Here is a 16,604-nt window from a genome sequence, read left to right as displayed (position 1 = left end):
CGGCAGTGGTGCAGGGGCGTATAGCTCAGCCGGTTAGAGCGCGATCCTGATAAGATCGAGGTCGGTGGTTCGAGTCCACCTACGCCCACCAGGGTCTGGCAAAGGCAAAGGGTGAAAGGTGACGCACACTTTTACCTTTTGCCTTTTCGCTGATCAGGGCGCCGGCTAACCATTGATCGTGAATGACCTCAGGCACGTCGCAGAAGAGCTTGATGGTCTGGCCCTCACCTTCGCATCTCCACACCTCTACACCTCCACAAACTGGTTGTAAAACCGTGGAGGAACTATTGGGGTTGCCTGGCGCCAAGACTAGTCTGAGACTCGGGGCGGTAGCTTAGTTGGGAGAGCGCCTGCTTTGCAAGCAGGAGGTCAGGGGTTCGAATCCCCTTCGCTCCACCAGATTGGAACGCGGAATCTCTTCCGAGATTCCGCGTTATTTTTATCCCGTTCTGGCTGCCGTCAGGAACGAGGTTGTTCGAGGGATAGCCGGCTCACCTGGCAGGGCGGGCGCCGTAGAAGGTGGCGGACCTTGCGGCTACGGTCTCTGCCCCACCACCAGCAACATCGAACGCGTCGGCGGGACGGCAGCGGTGGCGGCGGCGAAGAGGCCCTTGGCCAGCACGCGGAGGGGGGCGGTGCGCAGGCGGGTCGCTTCGAGGCCCACCCGCTCCCAGGGGGCCTCGAAGCGGCGCTGGATGACGCGGAAGCCCGCCTGCTGCACCAGCCAGGTCAACTCGCCCATGGTGTAGGTGCGGGCGTGGGTGGTGTAGCGCGCCTCGCCCTCCAGCAGCATCTGCTGGCGGAACTCGTCGCGGGTGCTCAGGCTGAGCCAGAGGGCGGCGCGCAGAATGGTGCGCAGGCGGCTCTTGAGGTACAGTTCGTTCGGCGTAGTGATAAGCAAGCGCCCGCCGGGACGCAGCACCCGCCAGAACTCGCGCAGTACGGGCAGCGGCGAGTAGAGCAGGTGCTCGAGCACTTCGGAGAAGACCACCCAGTCAACGCAGGCGTCGGCGAAGGGCAGCGGCTCGCGTTCCAGGTTGGCGCGGCGCACCTCGACGCCGAGACGTTGCCAGAGCGCCTGTCGCCGTTCGGGATCAAGGTCAACGCCGCGAACGCGAGCGCCCGCGCCGACGAGCAACTCGGTGAACTGCCCGGGGGTGACGCCCACTTCCAGCACCTCCGCGCCGCCGATGTCGCCCATCGCCCGCAGCATGGCTGCAAAACGGTGGCGATGCAGACGGAAGTAGGCGGCCTTGCCGTCGGCTTCGGCGCTGCGTTGCACGGCGGCGAATAGCGGAGTTGAAAGGAGGTCGGTGCTCATCGGATGGTGTATTGATGTGAGCATAGCCTGTTGGCGGGAGGTATGGGCGCCAGGTTTCCCCGTCTCCCCGCATGGTCCTGTGCATTACCCACACGGCGCTTCGGGTTACGCGGTTGGCGACTGAAGTTGCATCTGGCAGGCGAATCGCCGGGCGTCCACCGGCGTGGATGCCGCCGTCGGCACAGGCGGACGGCCGACTTTAGTAGGGTTTTTCGAGCGAGAAGCGGTTTTCGGCATTCCTATGCGCTTACGATCCCCACCCCCCGCCCCCCTCTCCCGCGCGCAGGAGAGGGTGGAGCTGGGCGTCCCGATGCCCCGGATGGTGCATGCGACGCGAGCATGGGCCAGAAAAACCCTGCACCTGAGAACCCAATCCCCCGGGTTTTGCGTTGGTTGTGGCAGCATAGCCGCCACAACCAACAAAAAATGACATTATCAGGCAGCTATGCCGGCCCAATCCCCCCGCTGGAGGCGGACCTTGCGCCAGATCAGGGCCGCTCCTTCCAGGAACGCCTCTTTTCAGCTTGTTATAGTATCATGGAAGCGGGCCATGAGGCGCATACGCCACGCTTCGTCGCAGCAGGAGGCCACAGGAGCCTGACTTCTATGAATCCCCAGCAGATCCCGGCGCCAGCGCGCCCGGCATGGCAGCGGCTCATTCTCCGCTGGCTTATCAGTTCCCTGGCCATTTTCGTCGCCGTCTGGATCGTGCCGGGCATCCACTTCAGCGGCCCCGGCTGGCACATCGGGGTGGTCGCCCTGATCTTCGGCCTGCTCAACGCCCTGCTGCGCCCACTGCTCTATCTGCTGACCTGCCCGCTGGTGATCCTCACCCTTGGCCTCTTCGGGCTGGTCATCAACGCGATCCTGCTGGGCCTGACCTCGGCTCTGGCGGATCAACTCCACATCGCTTTTCGCATTGACAGCTTCTGGGATGCATTCTGGGGCGGGCTGGTGATCTCGTTCGTCACCACTGTGCTCAGTCTGCTGTCCGGCGATACGAACGTGCGGGTGATCACGATCCAGCAGGAGAGCAACGACCGATAGCGAGAACACAGTGAAGCCAGAGCGAGGCGCGAATCGCGCCTCGCCCTGGCTCTGCCGTTGCCATCAGGCCGTAGCGGTCGCGGTGGTTCCGGCGGCCTGTTTGGCCTTCTCTTCTTCAACCAACTGGCGCCGCAGCACCTTGCCGACCATAGTCTTGGGCAGCTCGGTACGGAACTCCACCTCACGCGGCACCTTGTAGGGGGCCAGGTGGAGCTTGCAGAACTCTTTAATCTCCTCGACCGTGGGGTTCTCACCGGGCTTGGGCACGATATAGGCCTTGACCGTATCATCGCCGCGGGTGGGGTTGGGAATGCCCGCCACCACGGCTTCAAGCACCTTGGGGTGCATGAAGAGCACCTCTTCCACGTCGCGGGGCAACACCTTCAAGCCCGAGACGTTAATCATGTCCTTCTTCCGGTCCACAACGTAGAAGTAGCCCTCGGGATCGACCTTGCAGATATCGCCGGTATGCAGCCAGCCCTCGGCGTCAATCGTGGCCGCGGTCTCGTCGGGGCGGTTCCAGTAGCCCTTCATCACCTGCGGGCCGCGCACGCACAGCTCGCCCTGGGTTTCGCCATCGAAGGGCAAGGGTTCGCCGGTCTCCAGATCGATGATCTTGGCGTCGGTATCGGGCAGGGGCACGCCGATGCTGCCGGCCTTGCGCTTGCCGAAGACGGGGTTGCAGTGGGTAACGGGGCTGGCCTCGGTCATGCCGAAGCCCTCCACCAGCCGTCCGCCGGTAATCTGGCCGAAGCGCTCCTGGATCTCCATCGGCAGCGGCGCGGAGCCGGAGATACAGGCCTTGATGCTGCGCAGATCGTACTTCGCGACATCCTTATGATTGACAATGCCAATGTACATCGCCGGCACGCCCGGATAAAGCGTCGCCCGTTCCTTCTGCATGACGTTCATCACATTGTCAATCGGACGGGGGTTGGGCACAATGATAATCTCGGATCCCAGATGGATCGAGTAGAGCATCGCCACGGTCATGCCATAGACATGGAAAAAGGGAATGGCCGCCATCATCTTTTCGCCGCCGGGGCGGCCGCTGGGCAGCCAGGCATTGACCTGGTGCACATTGGCGATCAGGTTGCGATGGGTGAGCATGGCCGCCTTGGGCAAGCCGGTGGTGCCGCCGGTGTACTGGAAGAGGGCGGTATCGTCAGGGGACACCGTTACCTTGGGCGGAGTGGGGCCATACTTCTCCAGAAGATGCTGGAAGAAGAAGGTGTCCTGCTCGGGCAGCACGTCCACCCACTCAGGGGTGCGCTTCTGCGCGCTGCGCACCAGGAAGTTCGAGGGGAAGCCCAGAGTGTCGTAAATATAAGCCACGATAACGCGTTTCAGCGGCGTCTCGCTGCGGACCTCGCGCAACCGCGGCCAGAAGAGATTGAGGAGAATGATCGTTTCGGCGCCGGCATCACTGAGCTGGAACTGCAACTCACGGCTGGTATAGGTGGGGTTGACATTGACCACAATTGCGCCGATGCGCATGGCGGCGAAGAAGGCGATGATGTACTGGGGCGAGTTCGGCAGCATTATCGCCACCCGTTCGCCTTTGCGCACTCCGAGCTGGTAGAGGGCCGTGGCCAGGCGATCAACCAGTTCGTTGAGTTGCTTGTAGGTCAACCGCCCGCCAACGGTGTAGCGGCCGCCGAGCATATACTTGAGCACAAAGTTGGTGGCGGTTTTGTCAGGGTAGGTCCGCGCTGCGTTGAGCAGCAGTTCGTTCAGAGTCAGGTTGGGATAGGTAAGCGTCGGCGGAACGCCCTTCTCATAAGCCGATAGCCAGGGCTTCTCCATCAGGCACCTCCTCGTGCTGTTACGCGCTTATGACGCGGGGGAATGCGCCTGCGCGCGACAACCTCCGGGTTCGGGCGATTGCCGGCGGCATTCCCTCAACGGCTACACATCGTCGCGAAGCCACCCCCGCTCGCGGGCGATGAACTTGATCGTCGCATCATCGGGCGGGTAGAGGCCAGCGGCCTGGTAGGCATACGCCAGCAATGCCGCGCCGCCGATCAACCCAAAGACCAGCCCGAGCAGAAACGTTACGGCGCCAACTGCCTGCTTCATAGGTCCTCCAGAGTTGCTGGTGTTAGCTGTGCATAGGCATTTCTATTGTACCACATCGCTGCTCGCCGTGACGCGCTGCACCACGTTTCGTGCTATTTCAGGTATAATTGTCATATACTCCACGGTCGGTGCGTCTGGCATGTTTAACTATCGTTGCGACGTTCCTGAGAGAGGGCAGGCCCTCCTGAATACTCCGCGTCGAGAGTGAAGAGGTTTTCTGGAAGAGCATAGTCGTTCCCAGACACTCTCTTTTCCAGGTGGCAGATGAAAGCTGAAGGGTGTCGGCCTCTCGTCGCCATCCTCTCAGGCGGACGAACGTTTGCGGCGGGGACGCGAGGCAAGCCGGTTTGCCGCTCTGCTGCGCCTACCTGCGGGATCATTCTCGAATAGCGTTGTAACGCTCGTCTGGATAATGGTTTCAACGCAAGTAAGGTGGGAAGACTAAACCATGGCCAGAATGACCATCACGCGAGGCAAGTTCGAGGGGATTCAGGCCTGCGCGGACGAGCGTGGCATCATTGCCGCTGCGGCGATGGATCAACGCGGCTCGCTGAAAAACGCGATTGCCAGGGTCCGGGACCGGCAGGGTGACGATGGGCTGTTGACGGAGTTCAAGATCGCGGTCACGCGCATTCTGTCGCGTTACGCAAGTGCGATCCTGATGGACCCGGAGTACGGCCTTCCCGCTCTTGCCCAGCGCGCGCCCGCGACGGGCGTGCTGCTCGCCTACGAGAAGAGCGGCTATGATACGAACGCGCGCGGTCGGCTGCCCGCGCTGCTCGACCTGTGGAACGTTCGGCGCTTGAAGGAGGCCGGGGCGAACGCGATCAAGCTCTTGCTGTACTACAATCCCTTCGATGATCCGCGAATCAACGAGGCCAAGCACGTTTTCGTCGAGCGGGTGGGGGCGGAGTGCGCTGCGAACGATATGGCCCTGTTTCTCGAACCGATCGCCTACGATGACCGTCTGGACATCCGCTCGCTGGAGTTCGCCCGCGTCAAGCCGCGCTACGTCAGCGCTGCGATGGAGGAGTTCTCGAAGCCCCAATACCAGGTAGACGTGCTGATGGTTGAAGTGCCGGTGCTGGCACAGTATGTGGAGGGCATGCGCGCCTTTCGCGGCGAAAAAGCCTATGATCGCGAGGAGGCCAGGGAGCTGTTCCGCCAGGCCGCCAGCGCGGCCCGCAAGCCCTTTATCTACCTCAGCGCCGGCATGAGCATTGACGTATTGACCGAAACGATCGAACTGGCCGGCGAGTCCGATGTGCCGTTCGCCGGGCTGCTCTGCGGCCGCGCCATCTGGCAGGAGAGCCTGCCCGTCTACGGACGCCAGGGTCTGGCGGCCCTCGAAGCCTGGCTGGAGGACCGCGGCGTGCGGAATCTCCAGACCCTTAACCAGGCCGTAAGCCAGGGCGCCAGTCCCTGGTGGGCCGTATATGGCGGCCCGGAGCAGATTGAGGTGGTGTAGGGATGTGGTATGACCTCGTAGGCAACCTGGAAAGTTGCCTGCTACCGACAGCCAGAAGCATCCACTGAATACAGAAGGAGTTTGCGTGCCTACGGTCATCTTGAACGACGTGCCAATGGAAGCGAAGGTGGGCGAGCGGCTGCTGAACGTTGGCCGGCGCAACGCCGCCCATATCGGGTTTCTGTGCGACAATATCGGCACATGTCAGGCCTGTCGCTGCCAGGTGCTCGCCGGGAGCGAGCACCTCAGCCCGCCCAGCGAGATCGAGCGCGCCTGGCTCTCCGAGGCGCGCCTGGCCAATGGGCAGCGCCTGGCGTGCCAGGCTATCATTCGCGGCGAAGGCGAGATCCGCGTGCAGAGCCACATCGAGATAGCGCGCCAGTTGACGCTCAACGTGCTCATGCCGCCGCCCGGAACCACTGTCACCGAGAACGCCCAGGCGCTGCTTACGGCGGTCCTGAGCGATGTGAGCGACCAGATTGCGCTCTTCCCGAACAACGTGCTCAGCGTGGCGGCAAAGGTTGGCCCGCTGCGCTTCGCCTTCCCCATTCGCGACGGGCAACGCTTCATCGGCGACACGCTGCGGGTGGTGCGGCGCATGGTGCTGGGCGTCGAGCGCCTGGAGCGCCCGCCGCGCGTGCAGCGTGTTCAGTGGGAGACGGCCACGCCCGAAGAAGACGCGACCTCCCAGGGGTAGCCGGTGGGGATCGGCGGGCATGCGTAAACGGTCGGTGAACCGGGTTTTCTAATGTGTACCGCAGAGGCGCTGAGGGTTGCAGAGTCGGTTTAGGGTTGCGCAGCTTATTAGTCTGTGAAGTAAGTTTCCCGGCATTTCCGCCTCCCTCCCAGCCTCCCCCCGTTGGGGGGAGGCGCCAGGCGCACTCTCCCGGCGGGGGAGGGTTGGGGAGGTGGCAGGGGTCCAGCGAAAGACTTTGTTTACAGACTAATCAGCGCAAGGGGGCGGGGAACCCTGGTTCCCCGCCCCCTTTGCAGTGGGTGAGGCTCTCCGCTATCACGACGGCTATTCGCGCCCGATCAGCGGCATGTAGAGTCGAGGCGGCAGCGCCGAACCGCTGAACTCCACTGGCTGCTCGCCGGGGATAGAGGGATAGCTCGGCGTACTCCCGATGGCATAGAGCCACTGGTTCGATGTTGCTACGCTGAAGGCCGACCGGCTCGTCAATAGCGATGGCGCAGACGTCCAGGGGCCGAGCGAGCCATCGCTCCTGATGTCGGCGCGCTCAACATTAGTCAGGCTATACACGTTGGGAGGGGCGCCGCCAGAGCCGCCAAGCACAACCAGACTCCCCTGGAACACGGCCAGCGCTCCGCCGCGATGGTTGACCCTGGTCGGCGCGACGGTGGTCCACGGTTCCAGGCTGCCGTCGGCATTCATTCGGCTGCGTTCGATTGAACCATCATCGTTGAGAACGAAGATGGCCTGACCACTGCTGGCCGCGGCCACACTGCGCCCCCGGGTTGGCGCCACTTCCACCCAGGGACCCGGCGTTCCGTCGGGGGCGATGCGGGCGCGTATCGTATCCATGGAGACATCACCCACTACGGTTCTGCCATCCATGATAAACAGATACTCGCCAACCACGGCCCCGGCAGCCCCGTAGCGCACCTCGGGCAATTCGCCGATCACCTCCCACGGGCCAAGCGCGCCATCCGGCGCCACCCTGGCGCGCTCGATAGTGCGTTCGGTGGGCAACCCGGCGCCAATGGCGCCTCCAATTACATAAATATATTCTCCACTAACGACGCCGACAATTCCGCCGCGAGAGCGGTTCAACTGGCTGGCGTCCTGCCAGGGTCCAAGCCGGCCATCGGGCATGATCCTCGCCTGCACAACGGTTTGATCCGAACCGCCTCCGAGGAGTCCGCCAATTACATACACGTTTCCTGCTGTGGCAACGGCGGCGAAAGCGAAACGGCCGCCCGGCAGGGGCGTGGTTGGCATCCAGGCGCGCATGCGCTGATCACCAGGACGCACGACAGTCAAGCCGGCAGGGCCGGTGTGGTGGCTTGAGCCATCAGGGTTATACACGGTGACAACATACGCGCCTTCGGGGGTCTCGGCTGGTATCGTCACGACGAGCGTGGCATAGTCAACAAACCTGACCTGGCTGAGCACGATCGGGGCCTGATCGCCCAGGGTCAACGTAACGACCGGGGTGGCGACAAAGCCAGAGCCCTTGATGGTCACTTCACTGGCGGTGGTGTTGTACACCTGCGACGGGGTCACTTGCAGCACCACCGGACCGGCGAGCGCCGAGGCCGGCGGCTGGCCCAGGCTGGCCGCGCCTCCGGCGAGCGCCAGACACAACACGAGCGCAAGGATCACGTAGCGGTTCATATGATCACCTCCCTTCGCTACGTGCGCGCTACAGGGCCGATCTTTAAGTGTAGCACGGCGCCTGGCCAGGTGAAGAATCAAGTCCGCTACCTGGAGTAGCGGTAGGATATCGGATCTGCCTGCTACGTGGTCTGCACCTTCAGGGCACTCCGGACCAGGCGTGGAGTTGCGGGGACGCGACACCAGGAATGCGCCGGGGCTGTTGCAACGTCGCCAGGTGCGCCGGAACCTTACTCTGCAACCTTCAGAATTGATGCAAAGTCCGCCTCCGAGGGGATCAGGGCGGCGTAGCCGCCAAAACCAGCGAAACACCCGGGGTTCGGGGCCGGCCCCAGAGACGTTGCGACCGCCCTGGAGCATGAACGGGCCTGTTTGACAGAGGTCGTAAGGGAGGGCTAGAATCGTCATGAGAGCGGACGTGGCCCGGTGGCCGCCCTGGTCTTCAAAACCTGTGGGCGGGGTGACGAGCCTCGCCGGTGGGTTCGACTCCCACGCGCTCTCGATGTTTTCCCGGGTGCAGGCCGTTGCCCATCTTCGAGATCGCCGATCTTTACCGCAGAGGATCGCAGAGGAAAAAAGACCGTAATGTGAGACCTGACAGGGAGGCGTGGATGATCCCCATTCACGCCGGGCGCTCCAACGACTCCCTGTCAGGTCTCCGTGTTGTCTCCGCGATGGAGCGGCGGCGACGTCAGCCCGCTGGCGTGAGCAGCCAGACCGGGGCGGCCCCGGCCAGACCCAACCTGGCGCTGATCAGTAGACATCCGAACCTCCGGTGCCATGCGGGCGGTATACCACAGAGGGCGACCAGGTTGCCCCCGCGCCCCTGGGAATCACGAGAAGGGCGAAAGGGTTTCGCCCTTCTCTCGTTGTGCCCCCCACGAGGGACTGGCGCCTACGCCTGGCGGATCTGAAACGCCGCGATGATGGTCAAGATCCCGCCGATGATGGCGAAGATGCCGAACACGAACGGGAGAACTACCACCCCTGCCAGGGGGTGCAGCAGCAGCCAGCCTGCCAGAAGGGTCGTCACCGCGCCCCAGATGATCACCCCCAGGCCGCCACCCTGGACGCCCTGCACGATCCGCAGGATCCCCAGAACGACCCCGCTCAGGGCCAGAATAATGATGTAAACGGCTGGCAGCAGAATGCCGCCTACCAGCGGCTGCCCAAGCAGAACCAGGCCGGCCCAGATGCCGATCACCCCGCTGAGGATGGTCCACACCCAGCGCGTCCGGTCACGGAAGAGGCTGATCAGATCGAGCACGCCCGACACAAACCAGGTCGCGCCGGTGAACAAGGCGATCACGACCAGGCTCGCCAGCGGCTGAAACACCAGGAACAGTCCCGCGATGATGTAGGCGATCCCCAGCAGCAAAACGATCCACCAGGGAATCCTGCTCTGGGCCGGGACAACCGTGGTTGCCATACGCAACATCCTTTCTATCCGCAATACGACGGCGCACAGTACGAAGAAGCGCCGCGCCGTCAGGCGCGCTTCACAACGGGGTGCTCCGGGTCACACGAAAACAGCTTGTGTGTTGAGTTTCACCCGAACGGATGCTTCCCGCCACTTTCCTTTGATCAGACTCCACCTGCCCATTTGGTCAGGCTCGTCGCGGCTGTGCGAAGGAGGGCGGGGAAACCGGGTTTCCCCGGTTCCCTGCCCGTATCTGCCCGCAGGCCGTTGGGAAACCTGGTTTCCCCATGCCCCCGCCTGGCGGGAAGGCGCACACCAGGTCTACGAAAAAAATCGGTCAACTCTCGTTCAAGTGAGCATAGAACAGCGATTCCCGATCAGGGCAGCGCGGCGCAGCCGGGCCGGCGCGCGCCGCGTATCGGTATGACCCGATGCACGCCCGGTATCTGCTCCTGGAGGGACTATGGCCAACTATGCGACACCGCTGATCGACCTGTTCGTGCCGCTGCTGTTGCACGACGATCCGCAGGTGCAACGCCAGAGCGCGATGCTACTCTACAGCAGCTACGGCGATGAAGCAGCCCGGCGCCTGAGGATCCTGCTGGCCCGCGGCGATGCTGAAGAGCGCCAGCGCGTGCGGAAGGCCCAGGAGGTCCTGACGCGCTACGTGCCGCGGGCCGCCTCTGAGCCGCTCCCCGGTCCGGAGGTGCAGGCGGCCTGCCTGGGGGTGTTGCGGGTCTGGGTGGCGGGCGTGCCCATCCTGGCTCAGGTGACCGAGCGTGACCGGGGCCGGGCGGGCAGCCACAAGCTGCGGGCGGTGCTGGCGGCGCTGATCCACGCCGGGGGGCGCGGCCTCAGCCGCGAGGCGCTGATGGCCGCTGTCTGGGGCCAGGAAAGCGCCGCCAGCGGCCTCACACGCACGCTCAGTTCGCTGCGCACGCTGATCGTCGAGGCGGGGGGCGAAGAGCTGGCCGACGCCGTCCTGGTGATCAGCGAGGATCGCTGCCTGCTGCATCCTGACCACGTGCGGACCGATGTGCAAACGTTTGAACGCCTCTGCGCCCTGGCAGCGGAGCTTGAGGAGCAGGAGGGCCTGGCGGCGGCGTCGCCGCTCTACGCCCAGGCGCTCGAACTGTACCGGGGCCCCTATATGGCCGATGTCTCCGGCGCCTGGAGCGCATTGATCGAGCGCCGCAACCTCCTGGCGGGCGACTTCCTGAACCTCGTCGAACGCCTGGCCGAGCATGCCTGCAATGAGCGCCGCTACCACGAATGCGCCCGCCTCTGCGACCTGGCCCTATCCGAGGACCCCGCCGCCGACGACCTGACCGTCTGGCTGCTGCGGGCCTACGCCGGCCTGGGCCACTACGCCGAACTGGAGCATGCCTTCCAGCACTACCTGCGGGCCGCCCGCGTTGACCCGCGCGCCGGCAACGATCCGGTGGTGCGGGTCTACACCCAGTTGCAGCGCGAACGGGCGGTAGGGTAATGGGATTTTGGATTTTGGATTTTGGATTTTGGATTTTGGATCGGGCGCAGCGCATCAGGAGGCGGGCGGCATCGTGCTAATGCCCAAACGCGCTGGCTAGATCTGCGCTGACCCGTTCGCCGCGCCGAAACATCAGAGGTGGGGGGAAGTCAGGGGGAATAAAGATGATTTGCCCCTGCTTCCCCTGCGCCGCGTGTGTCAGTAAGAGTCTCCGCCGAGTTCTCCTGCATTCCCACAAGTATTGGAACGGTTTAGCCCCTGTCTTTCCTGCCGGTTCGCTCCTCGGTCGTCAGCGCGATACAGTATCCGCACGCAGGGGCAGGTTCAGAACCTGCCCTCCTGCTATCTCCGCGTCAGGACGCGCTTTGCAAGAGCGGCGCATATAAAGCGGCGTGACATGCGTGTCGTGTACAGCCGCCGAGCAGGGCCAATCTCCCCAAACTGGCGGAATGGAGAGAAACTTCGTTTCTCGATATCGTTGCCCACAGAATGGGCGCTCCAATCAAACGCTACCTTGTATCAAATCATATATATTCACCATAGTACTAACAAAAGTAATTAGATTACAGAAAGACTACAACGAAAAATGTGAACTTCTGGTAACAAATTGGTAATTCAGCGCCGATACCGTGTAAAAAATCGAATAATAACGTCGCGCTCCCTTCCGAACCCATCTTTCTACTACATCTAACCCCAGTGACGAGGAGGAGCCTGTGGTCTCAACGACGTTCCACCCCTATCCGACCCTGCTCGGCGTGTCCGAGGATGCCCGCTCACCCATCCACACGACTGTCCTGATCCCCGTCTACAACGAAGAAGCAGCCTTACCCCGGGTGCTGGAGGAGGTGCTGGCCAGCGTGGGGCCAGGCTACGAGATCCTGGTAATTGACGACGGTTCCCGTGATGGCACCGTCGCGATTGCACAGCGTTACCCCTGCCGGATCATCAGCCACGAGACCAATCGCGGCAAAGGCGCCGCAATGCGGACCGGCCTCGCTTATGCTCGCGGCGAAAAGGTGATTTTCATTGATGGCGACGCTACTTACCCTGCCAGCGCCATCCCCGAAATCTCGCGCCAGCTCGATCACTACGATCTGGTGCGCTGTGTGCGCCAGGAGGGACGCGACAAGATCCCGTTCGTCAACCGGCTGGGCAACCTGTTCTTCGATCATCTGATCCGCAGCGTGCACCAGGTTGAGGGCAACGACGTGCTGAGCGGCCTCTACGGGCTGCACCGGCGCCATCTGCTGGCGATGCGCCTTGAATCTGACGGCTTCGACATCGAGACCGAGATCATGGTCAAGGCGGGCCTGCTGGCCCTCAAGACGCATAGCATGCCCATTCAGTACCACGAGCGCATCGGCGAAAAGAAGCTGAAGCCGTTGCGTGACGGCTGGGCGATCCTCCTGCGCGTCCTGCGCCTGGCGGCGATCTTTAATCCCTTCGTCACCTACATTCTGCCTGGCCTGCTGCTCTGGCTGCTCGCCTTTGCGGCACTGCTGATACTGCGCCATGGCCCCTCCGGCTTCTCCGGCGGCGCGCCAACTCTGCACGCGATGATCTTCAGCGCCATGGCTTTTCTAACCGGCTTCCAGTTAGTCATGCTGGGCGGAGTAGTGCATCTGTACACTACCCATTACGGCATGCGCCGGCCCAACCGCATCCTGGATCTGTTGACGCGGCAGCCGGTTCGTCTCGCCACCTACGGGTTCGCCGGGCTGCTCATCCTTGCCGGTAGTCTCTGGACCCTCGGCCTGGCCGTCCAGTGGGTTTCGGGCGCTCCCGGCGGGTTCTATTCGAGCGAGGCCCTGATCGTCGCACTGGCGATGGTGGTTGGCGGCACGAAACTTTTCGCCACCACTCTGCTTATGGCGTTGTTTGCTTCGCACTCTGCAAGCAAGCAGCGTGAGCAGGATCAGCGAAGCGTCGCCGTCCGTTTTCCAGGCGTCGAGGCAACGCATTGAGAGAGGAGGTTTGTCGTGGCATCCTCAAGGAATCTGCCTGTCTCAGTGATCATTTGCGCCTACACCGAGGCCCGCTGGAGCGATCTGCTGGCCGCCGTGGCCGCGCTGCGGACGCAACAGGCGCCGCCGCACGAGATTATCGTGGTGGTGGATCACAATCCGGCGCTCTTCGAGCGGGCCTGTGACGAACCGGCCCTGGAGGGCGTGCGGGTGATCGCCAATGGTGGCCCGCGAGGGCTTTCAGGGGCCAGGAACGCCGGCGTGGCCCATTCGACCGGGGCAATCATCGCCTTTCTCGATGATGATGCCATCCCCGAGCCCGACTGGCTGGCTCTGCTCCTCGAGGCGTACCGCGATCCTCAGGTCATTGCCGCCGGCGGGGCGATTGAGCCGCTCTGGCCGGTCGCGCGACCGGGATGGTTCCCCGAGGAGTTCGACTGGGTGGTCGGCTGCACGTACCGTGGCGTGCCGACTGCGCCGGCGCCAGTGCAGCGCCTCATCGGGTGCAATATGTCGTTCCGGCGCGAGGCGTTCGAACTGGCAGGCGGTTTCCGCAGCGAGATCGGGCAGGTTGGCCACGATCTCATGCGCAGCGACGACACCGAGTTCACTATCCGCCTGTGGCAACGTCGCGGCGATCACGTGTTGCTCTTTGTGCCACAGGCCCGGGTACGCCATCGGGTGACCGAGGGCCGCGCGAGCTGGGCCTATTTCCGCGCGCGATGCTATGCCGAGGGCTTCTCCAAGGCCCAGATGGCCCGCCTGGTCGGTTCGCGCGATGGGCTTGCCGCCGAACGCGACTACGTGGCCCGCGTCTTGCCTTCGGGTGTGCTGCGGGGGCTGGCGGAGACCGTCACCGGGCGCGATCCCGGCGGCATCCGGCGCTCGGCGGCTATCCTGGCCGGTCTGGCTATAACCGGCTCTGGCTATGTGGCCGGCGCGCTGGCGGCGCATCTCGACGCTCGGCGACGCTACCGTCTCACTCAGTATCTGCTTCCGCGAGGCGCCCGATGAAAATTGTGCAGATTTCGTCAGGTTACTATCCCGACCTGGGCGGGATCGAGGCCCATATCCAACTGCTCAGTGAGGCGCTCGTGCGGCGCGGGCATCAGGTGACGGTGCTGGCCGAAAGCCGGCGACGCGATCTGGCGCCGGTGGAATGGATTGACGGCGTGGAGGTGCGGCGCTTCCCTGCCGTTGGACGAGGGGTGTACCGCTACCCCTCGGGTATGCTGCGCTATCTGCGAGCGCATGCCGGGGCCTGGGACGTGGCGCATGCCCACAATTTCCACGCCCTGCCCCTGATCCTGGCCTGTGTCGCTCGCCCGGCGCCGCTGGTGCTCAGCCTGTACTACCACGGCAAGGGGCACACTTCACTGGCGAACCTATTGCACCGGCTCTATGTGCCGGCCACCAGAGGATTAATCCGGCGCGCAGAGAGGATCGTGTGCGTTTCTGAGGCCGAGACAGCCCTGGTCAGCCGAACCTTTGGCCTCGGCCCGCGCCAGGTCAGCATCGTTCCTGTCATTGTGGCCCTGGTTGACGAAGCTCACGCCAGCGCGGAGCTGCCCCTCCTGGCAGAGGTGCGGACGCCCACTTCCCTCCTCAGCGTTGGACGGATGGCGCCCCATAAGCGGATGGATCGGCTAATAGCGGCCCTGCCTCATCTGCCAGCCACCTACACGCTGACCCTGGTTGGCGATGGGCCGGAGCGCGAGCGGCTGGAGCGGTTAGCCGAGCGGTACGGGGTGCGCTCAAGGGTGCATCTGGCCGGCCGGGTGAGCGACGCCGACCTGCGCGCCTGGTACCGCCGCGCGGGAGCGCTGGCGTCGCTCTCGGAGGCCGAGTCGTTCGGGCGCACCATCATCGAGGGACTGGCTCTGGGGTGCCGGGTAGTATGCAGCGATATCCCGGCGCACCGTGAGTTCGCCCGGCGCTACCCGGCATGGGTGACGCTGGTTCCCCCGGATGCCAGCGATGGGCAACTCGCAACGCTGATTGATGCGACGGTCCGGCGGGAGACAGGCGCGCCGCCCGATCTGCGGCCGTACACCCGATCGGCCATTACCGACTCGATGCTGGCGATCTACGCCGCGGCGGCCCGATCCGGGGCGTCGCGCGCCCGTCAGGCGGTTGTTGTGGAGGTGGCAGGCGATGCGCATCGTCATTCTTAACACCTATAGCTGGCTCAACAAGGGCGACGCGGCGATCGTGCTCGGCACCGTCCGCGCGGTGCGCGCCGTCGCGCCCGAGGCCGACATCACGCTTGTCTCGCTGACGCCAGAAATTGATCGGCCCCGCTATGCCGCCGAAAACCTGCGGGTCGTGGCCGGTCCCTTCGGGTTGTTGTATGCCGCACACATCCCGGTGGCGGCACGTATTGGGCGTTTTGCGAGCGAGTATCTGGCCCTGCTCGGAGCGCTGCTCGCCAGCCGCCTGACTCGGCGGTCGCTGCCGCGCCGGTGGTCCGCCGGGCTGCGTGATCTGGCGAATGCGATCGCCGGCGCCGATGTGGCAATCAGTTGCGGCGGCGGTTTCTGGCAGGACAGTTGGGGGCCGGGCGTGCTCGTCCACGTGGCACAGGTGATGGCGGCCCTGGCGGCCGGCGTCCCTGTGGTCTGTCTCGGCCAGAGCGTTGGCCCTTTCCGCAGCGCGCTCCTCCGCTCGCTCGTGGGCCACGTGCTGCGCCGCGCCGACGCAGTGGTGATCCGCGAGAGCGAGTCGCTGGCGACTATCCAGGCCATGCGCATCGCCCCGGAGCGGTTGCATTTTGGCGCCGACATGGCCTTCGCGCTGGACCGAGACCGGCCCGCCCGTCACGTCAGCATGCCCCGTTCGGGCCGTCTGCGGGTCGGGGTCACGGCGCGGAACTGGTCGTTCCCCCATTCGCTGGATCGCCAGGCGGCGCAGCGACACTACGAAGACGCGCTGGTAGAGGCCCTGGCCCATCTGCTGGCCGTTCACGACGCCGAGATCGTCTTCCTGCCCCAGGTCATCGGTCCCGGCAATGATGACGATCGCCTCGTGGAGCGGCGGCTGGCCGCGCGGCTGAAACGCCCGGATCGGGTGCGGGTGATCGCAGACGATCTGGCGCCATCTGAGCTGATCGAGATGCTGGGCGGAATGGACATGCTGCTGGCCACGCGCTTTCACTCGGCGATCTTCGCCATGCTCGCGCGTGTGCCCGTAGTGGCGATTGCCTATGAGCACAAGACCACCGGGATCATGCGGCGCATGGACCTCGGCCAGTGGATCGTCCCTATCGAAACAGTGAGCGGGGCGCGGCTGATCGAACTGATCGAAGCGCAGCTCGCGCAACGGGAGACGGTTATCGCCACGTTGAACGCCGGGGTAGCGCAGGAGCGCGCGCGGGCGCTGGCCAGCGCGGCCATCTGCCAGCGCATCGCCAGACAGCGCGCGGTGGCAGACCGGGCGGCAGTAGCGACCGAATGAACCT

Annotated in this window: 13 protein-coding genes and 3 tRNA genes; 11 read left to right on the top strand and 5 right to left on the bottom strand. The window is 64.2% G+C overall.

Annotation, left to right across the window (positions count from 1 at the left end; genetic code table 11):
• Positions 1-14: 14 nt before the first annotated feature.
• Positions 15-91 (top strand) — tRNA-Ile (locus NZU74_08145).
• A gap of 232 nt (positions 92-323) precedes the next feature.
• A tRNA-Ala gene (locus tag NZU74_08140) sits at positions 324-399 on the top strand.
• Positions 400-535: 136 nt separating this feature from the next.
• On the opposite strand, the gene NZU74_08135 is transcribed toward NZU74_08140, so the two are convergent.
• Positions 536-1,321 (bottom strand): class I SAM-dependent methyltransferase, encoded by a 786-nt coding sequence (locus tag NZU74_08135; GenBank protein MCS6881289.1) that lies wholly within the window; start codon positions 1,319-1,321, stop codon positions 536-538.
• A 606-nt stretch (positions 1,322-1,927) separates the two neighbouring features.
• On the opposite strand from NZU74_08135, the gene NZU74_08130 reads away from it, so the two are divergent.
• Positions 1,928-2,368, top strand: coding sequence for a phage holin family protein (locus NZU74_08130; GenBank protein ID MCS6881288.1), 441 nt, complete (start codon positions 1,928-1,930; stop codon positions 2,366-2,368).
• Between the two features lie 63 nt (positions 2,369-2,431).
• On the opposite strand, the gene NZU74_08125 is transcribed toward NZU74_08130, so the two are convergent.
• Entirely contained in the window at positions 2,432-4,174 is a 1,743-nt protein-coding gene (locus NZU74_08125) for a long-chain fatty acid--CoA ligase (GenBank protein MCS6881287.1), read from the bottom strand.
• Positions 4,175-4,276: 102 nt separating this feature from the next.
• Complete coding sequence (locus NZU74_08120) at positions 4,277-4,447, bottom strand: hypothetical protein (GenBank protein ID MCS6881286.1); 171 nt, start codon at positions 4,445-4,447, stop codon at positions 4,277-4,279.
• A gap of 457 nt (positions 4,448-4,904) precedes the next feature.
• Here NZU74_08120 and NZU74_08115 point away from each other — a divergent pair, with 457 nt between their 5' ends.
• A complete protein-coding gene (locus tag NZU74_08115) occupies positions 4,905-5,915 on the top strand; it encodes a tagatose 1,6-diphosphate aldolase (GenBank protein ID MCS6881285.1) in 1,011 nt (336 codons plus the stop codon).
• Positions 5,916-6,000: 85 nt separating this feature from the next.
• Positions 6,001-6,612: a (2Fe-2S)-binding protein gene (locus tag NZU74_08110; GenBank protein ID MCS6881284.1), complete on the top strand. Its 612-nt coding sequence runs from the start codon at positions 6,001-6,003 to the stop codon at positions 6,610-6,612.
• Positions 6,613-6,936: 324 nt separating this feature from the next.
• Here NZU74_08110 and NZU74_08105 read toward each other — a convergent pair whose 3' ends face one another.
• A complete protein-coding gene (locus tag NZU74_08105) occupies positions 6,937-8,274 on the bottom strand; it encodes an IPT/TIG domain-containing protein (GenBank protein MCS6881283.1) in 1,338 nt (445 codons plus the stop codon).
• Positions 8,275-8,682: 408 nt separating this feature from the next.
• On the opposite strand from NZU74_08105, the gene NZU74_08100 reads away from it, so the two are divergent.
• Positions 8,683-8,777, top strand: a tRNA-Sec gene (locus NZU74_08100).
• Positions 8,778-9,169: 392 nt separating this feature from the next.
• Here NZU74_08100 and NZU74_08095 read toward each other — a convergent pair.
• Positions 9,170-9,703, bottom strand: coding sequence for a DUF308 domain-containing protein (locus tag NZU74_08095; protein MCS6881282.1), 534 nt, complete (start codon positions 9,701-9,703; stop codon positions 9,170-9,172).
• A gap of 454 nt (positions 9,704-10,157) precedes the next feature.
• Between NZU74_08095 and NZU74_08090 the strand changes: the two genes are divergently transcribed.
• From NZU74_08090 to NZU74_08070, 5 genes are all read left to right on the top strand, one after another.
• Positions 10,158-11,183: a hypothetical protein gene (locus NZU74_08090; protein ID MCS6881281.1), complete on the top strand. Its 1,026-nt coding sequence runs from the start codon at positions 10,158-10,160 to the stop codon at positions 11,181-11,183.
• A gap of 713 nt (positions 11,184-11,896) precedes the next feature.
• Positions 11,897-13,147 (top strand): glycosyltransferase family 2 protein, encoded by a 1,251-nt coding sequence (locus NZU74_08085; GenBank protein ID MCS6881280.1) that lies wholly within the window; start codon positions 11,897-11,899, stop codon positions 13,145-13,147.
• A 15-nt stretch (positions 13,148-13,162) separates the two neighbouring features.
• The gene (locus NZU74_08080; GenBank protein ID MCS6881279.1) at positions 13,163-14,161 is read left to right on the top strand and encodes a glycosyltransferase; all 999 of its coding nucleotides are present in this window, start codon (positions 13,163-13,165) and stop codon (positions 14,159-14,161) included.
• Positions 14,158-15,321: a glycosyltransferase family 4 protein gene (locus NZU74_08075; GenBank protein ID MCS6881278.1), complete on the top strand. Its 1,164-nt coding sequence runs from the start codon at positions 14,158-14,160 to the stop codon at positions 15,319-15,321. The genes NZU74_08080 and NZU74_08075 overlap by 4 nt, the downstream gene beginning before the upstream one ends.
• The gene (locus NZU74_08070) at positions 15,302-16,600 is read left to right on the top strand and encodes a polysaccharide pyruvyl transferase family protein (protein MCS6881277.1); all 1,299 of its coding nucleotides are present in this window, start codon (positions 15,302-15,304) and stop codon (positions 16,598-16,600) included. Before NZU74_08075 ends, NZU74_08070 begins: the two co-directional genes overlap by 20 nt.
• Positions 16,601-16,604: the final 4 nt, after the last annotated feature.

It is taken from the genome of Chloroflexaceae bacterium (genome assembly GCA_025057155.1).
In the GTDB taxonomy this organism is placed as follows: Bacteria; Chloroflexota; Chloroflexia; order Chloroflexales; family Chloroflexaceae; genus JACAEO01.
The sequence above is the reverse complement of the archived record's forward strand: the minus strand, read 5'-3'. Positions and strand labels throughout refer to the sequence as shown.

Excerpts from the sequence above, each read along its gene's own strand:
- NZU74_08090 (MCS6881281.1), top strand. The coding sequence starts at position 10,158 with ATGGCCAACTATGCGACACCGCTGATCGACCTGTTCGTGCCGCTGCTG.
- NZU74_08135 (MCS6881289.1), bottom strand. The coding sequence starts at position 1,321 with ATGAGCACCGACCTCCTTTCAACTCCGCTATTCGCCGCCGTGCAACGC.
- NZU74_08070 (MCS6881277.1), top strand. The coding sequence starts at position 15,302 with ATGCGCATCGTCATTCTTAACACCTATAGCTGGCTCAACAAGGGCGAC.
- NZU74_08130 (MCS6881288.1), top strand. The coding sequence starts at position 1,928 with ATGAATCCCCAGCAGATCCCGGCGCCAGCGCGCCCGGCATGGCAGCGG.
- NZU74_08095 (MCS6881282.1), bottom strand. The coding sequence starts at position 9,703 with ATGGCAACCACGGTTGTCCCGGCCCAGAGCAGGATTCCCTGGTGGATC.
- NZU74_08120 (MCS6881286.1), bottom strand. The coding sequence starts at position 4,447 with ATGAAGCAGGCAGTTGGCGCCGTAACGTTTCTGCTCGGGCTGGTCTTT.
- NZU74_08115 (MCS6881285.1), top strand. The coding sequence starts at position 4,905 with ATGACCATCACGCGAGGCAAGTTCGAGGGGATTCAGGCCTGCGCGGAC.
- NZU74_08125 (MCS6881287.1), bottom strand. The coding sequence starts at position 4,174 with ATGGAGAAGCCCTGGCTATCGGCTTATGAGAAGGGCGTTCCGCCGACG.
- NZU74_08075 (MCS6881278.1), top strand. The coding sequence starts at position 14,158 with ATGAAAATTGTGCAGATTTCGTCAGGTTACTATCCCGACCTGGGCGGG.
- NZU74_08105 (MCS6881283.1), bottom strand. The coding sequence starts at position 8,274 with ATGAACCGCTACGTGATCCTTGCGCTCGTGTTGTGTCTGGCGCTCGCC.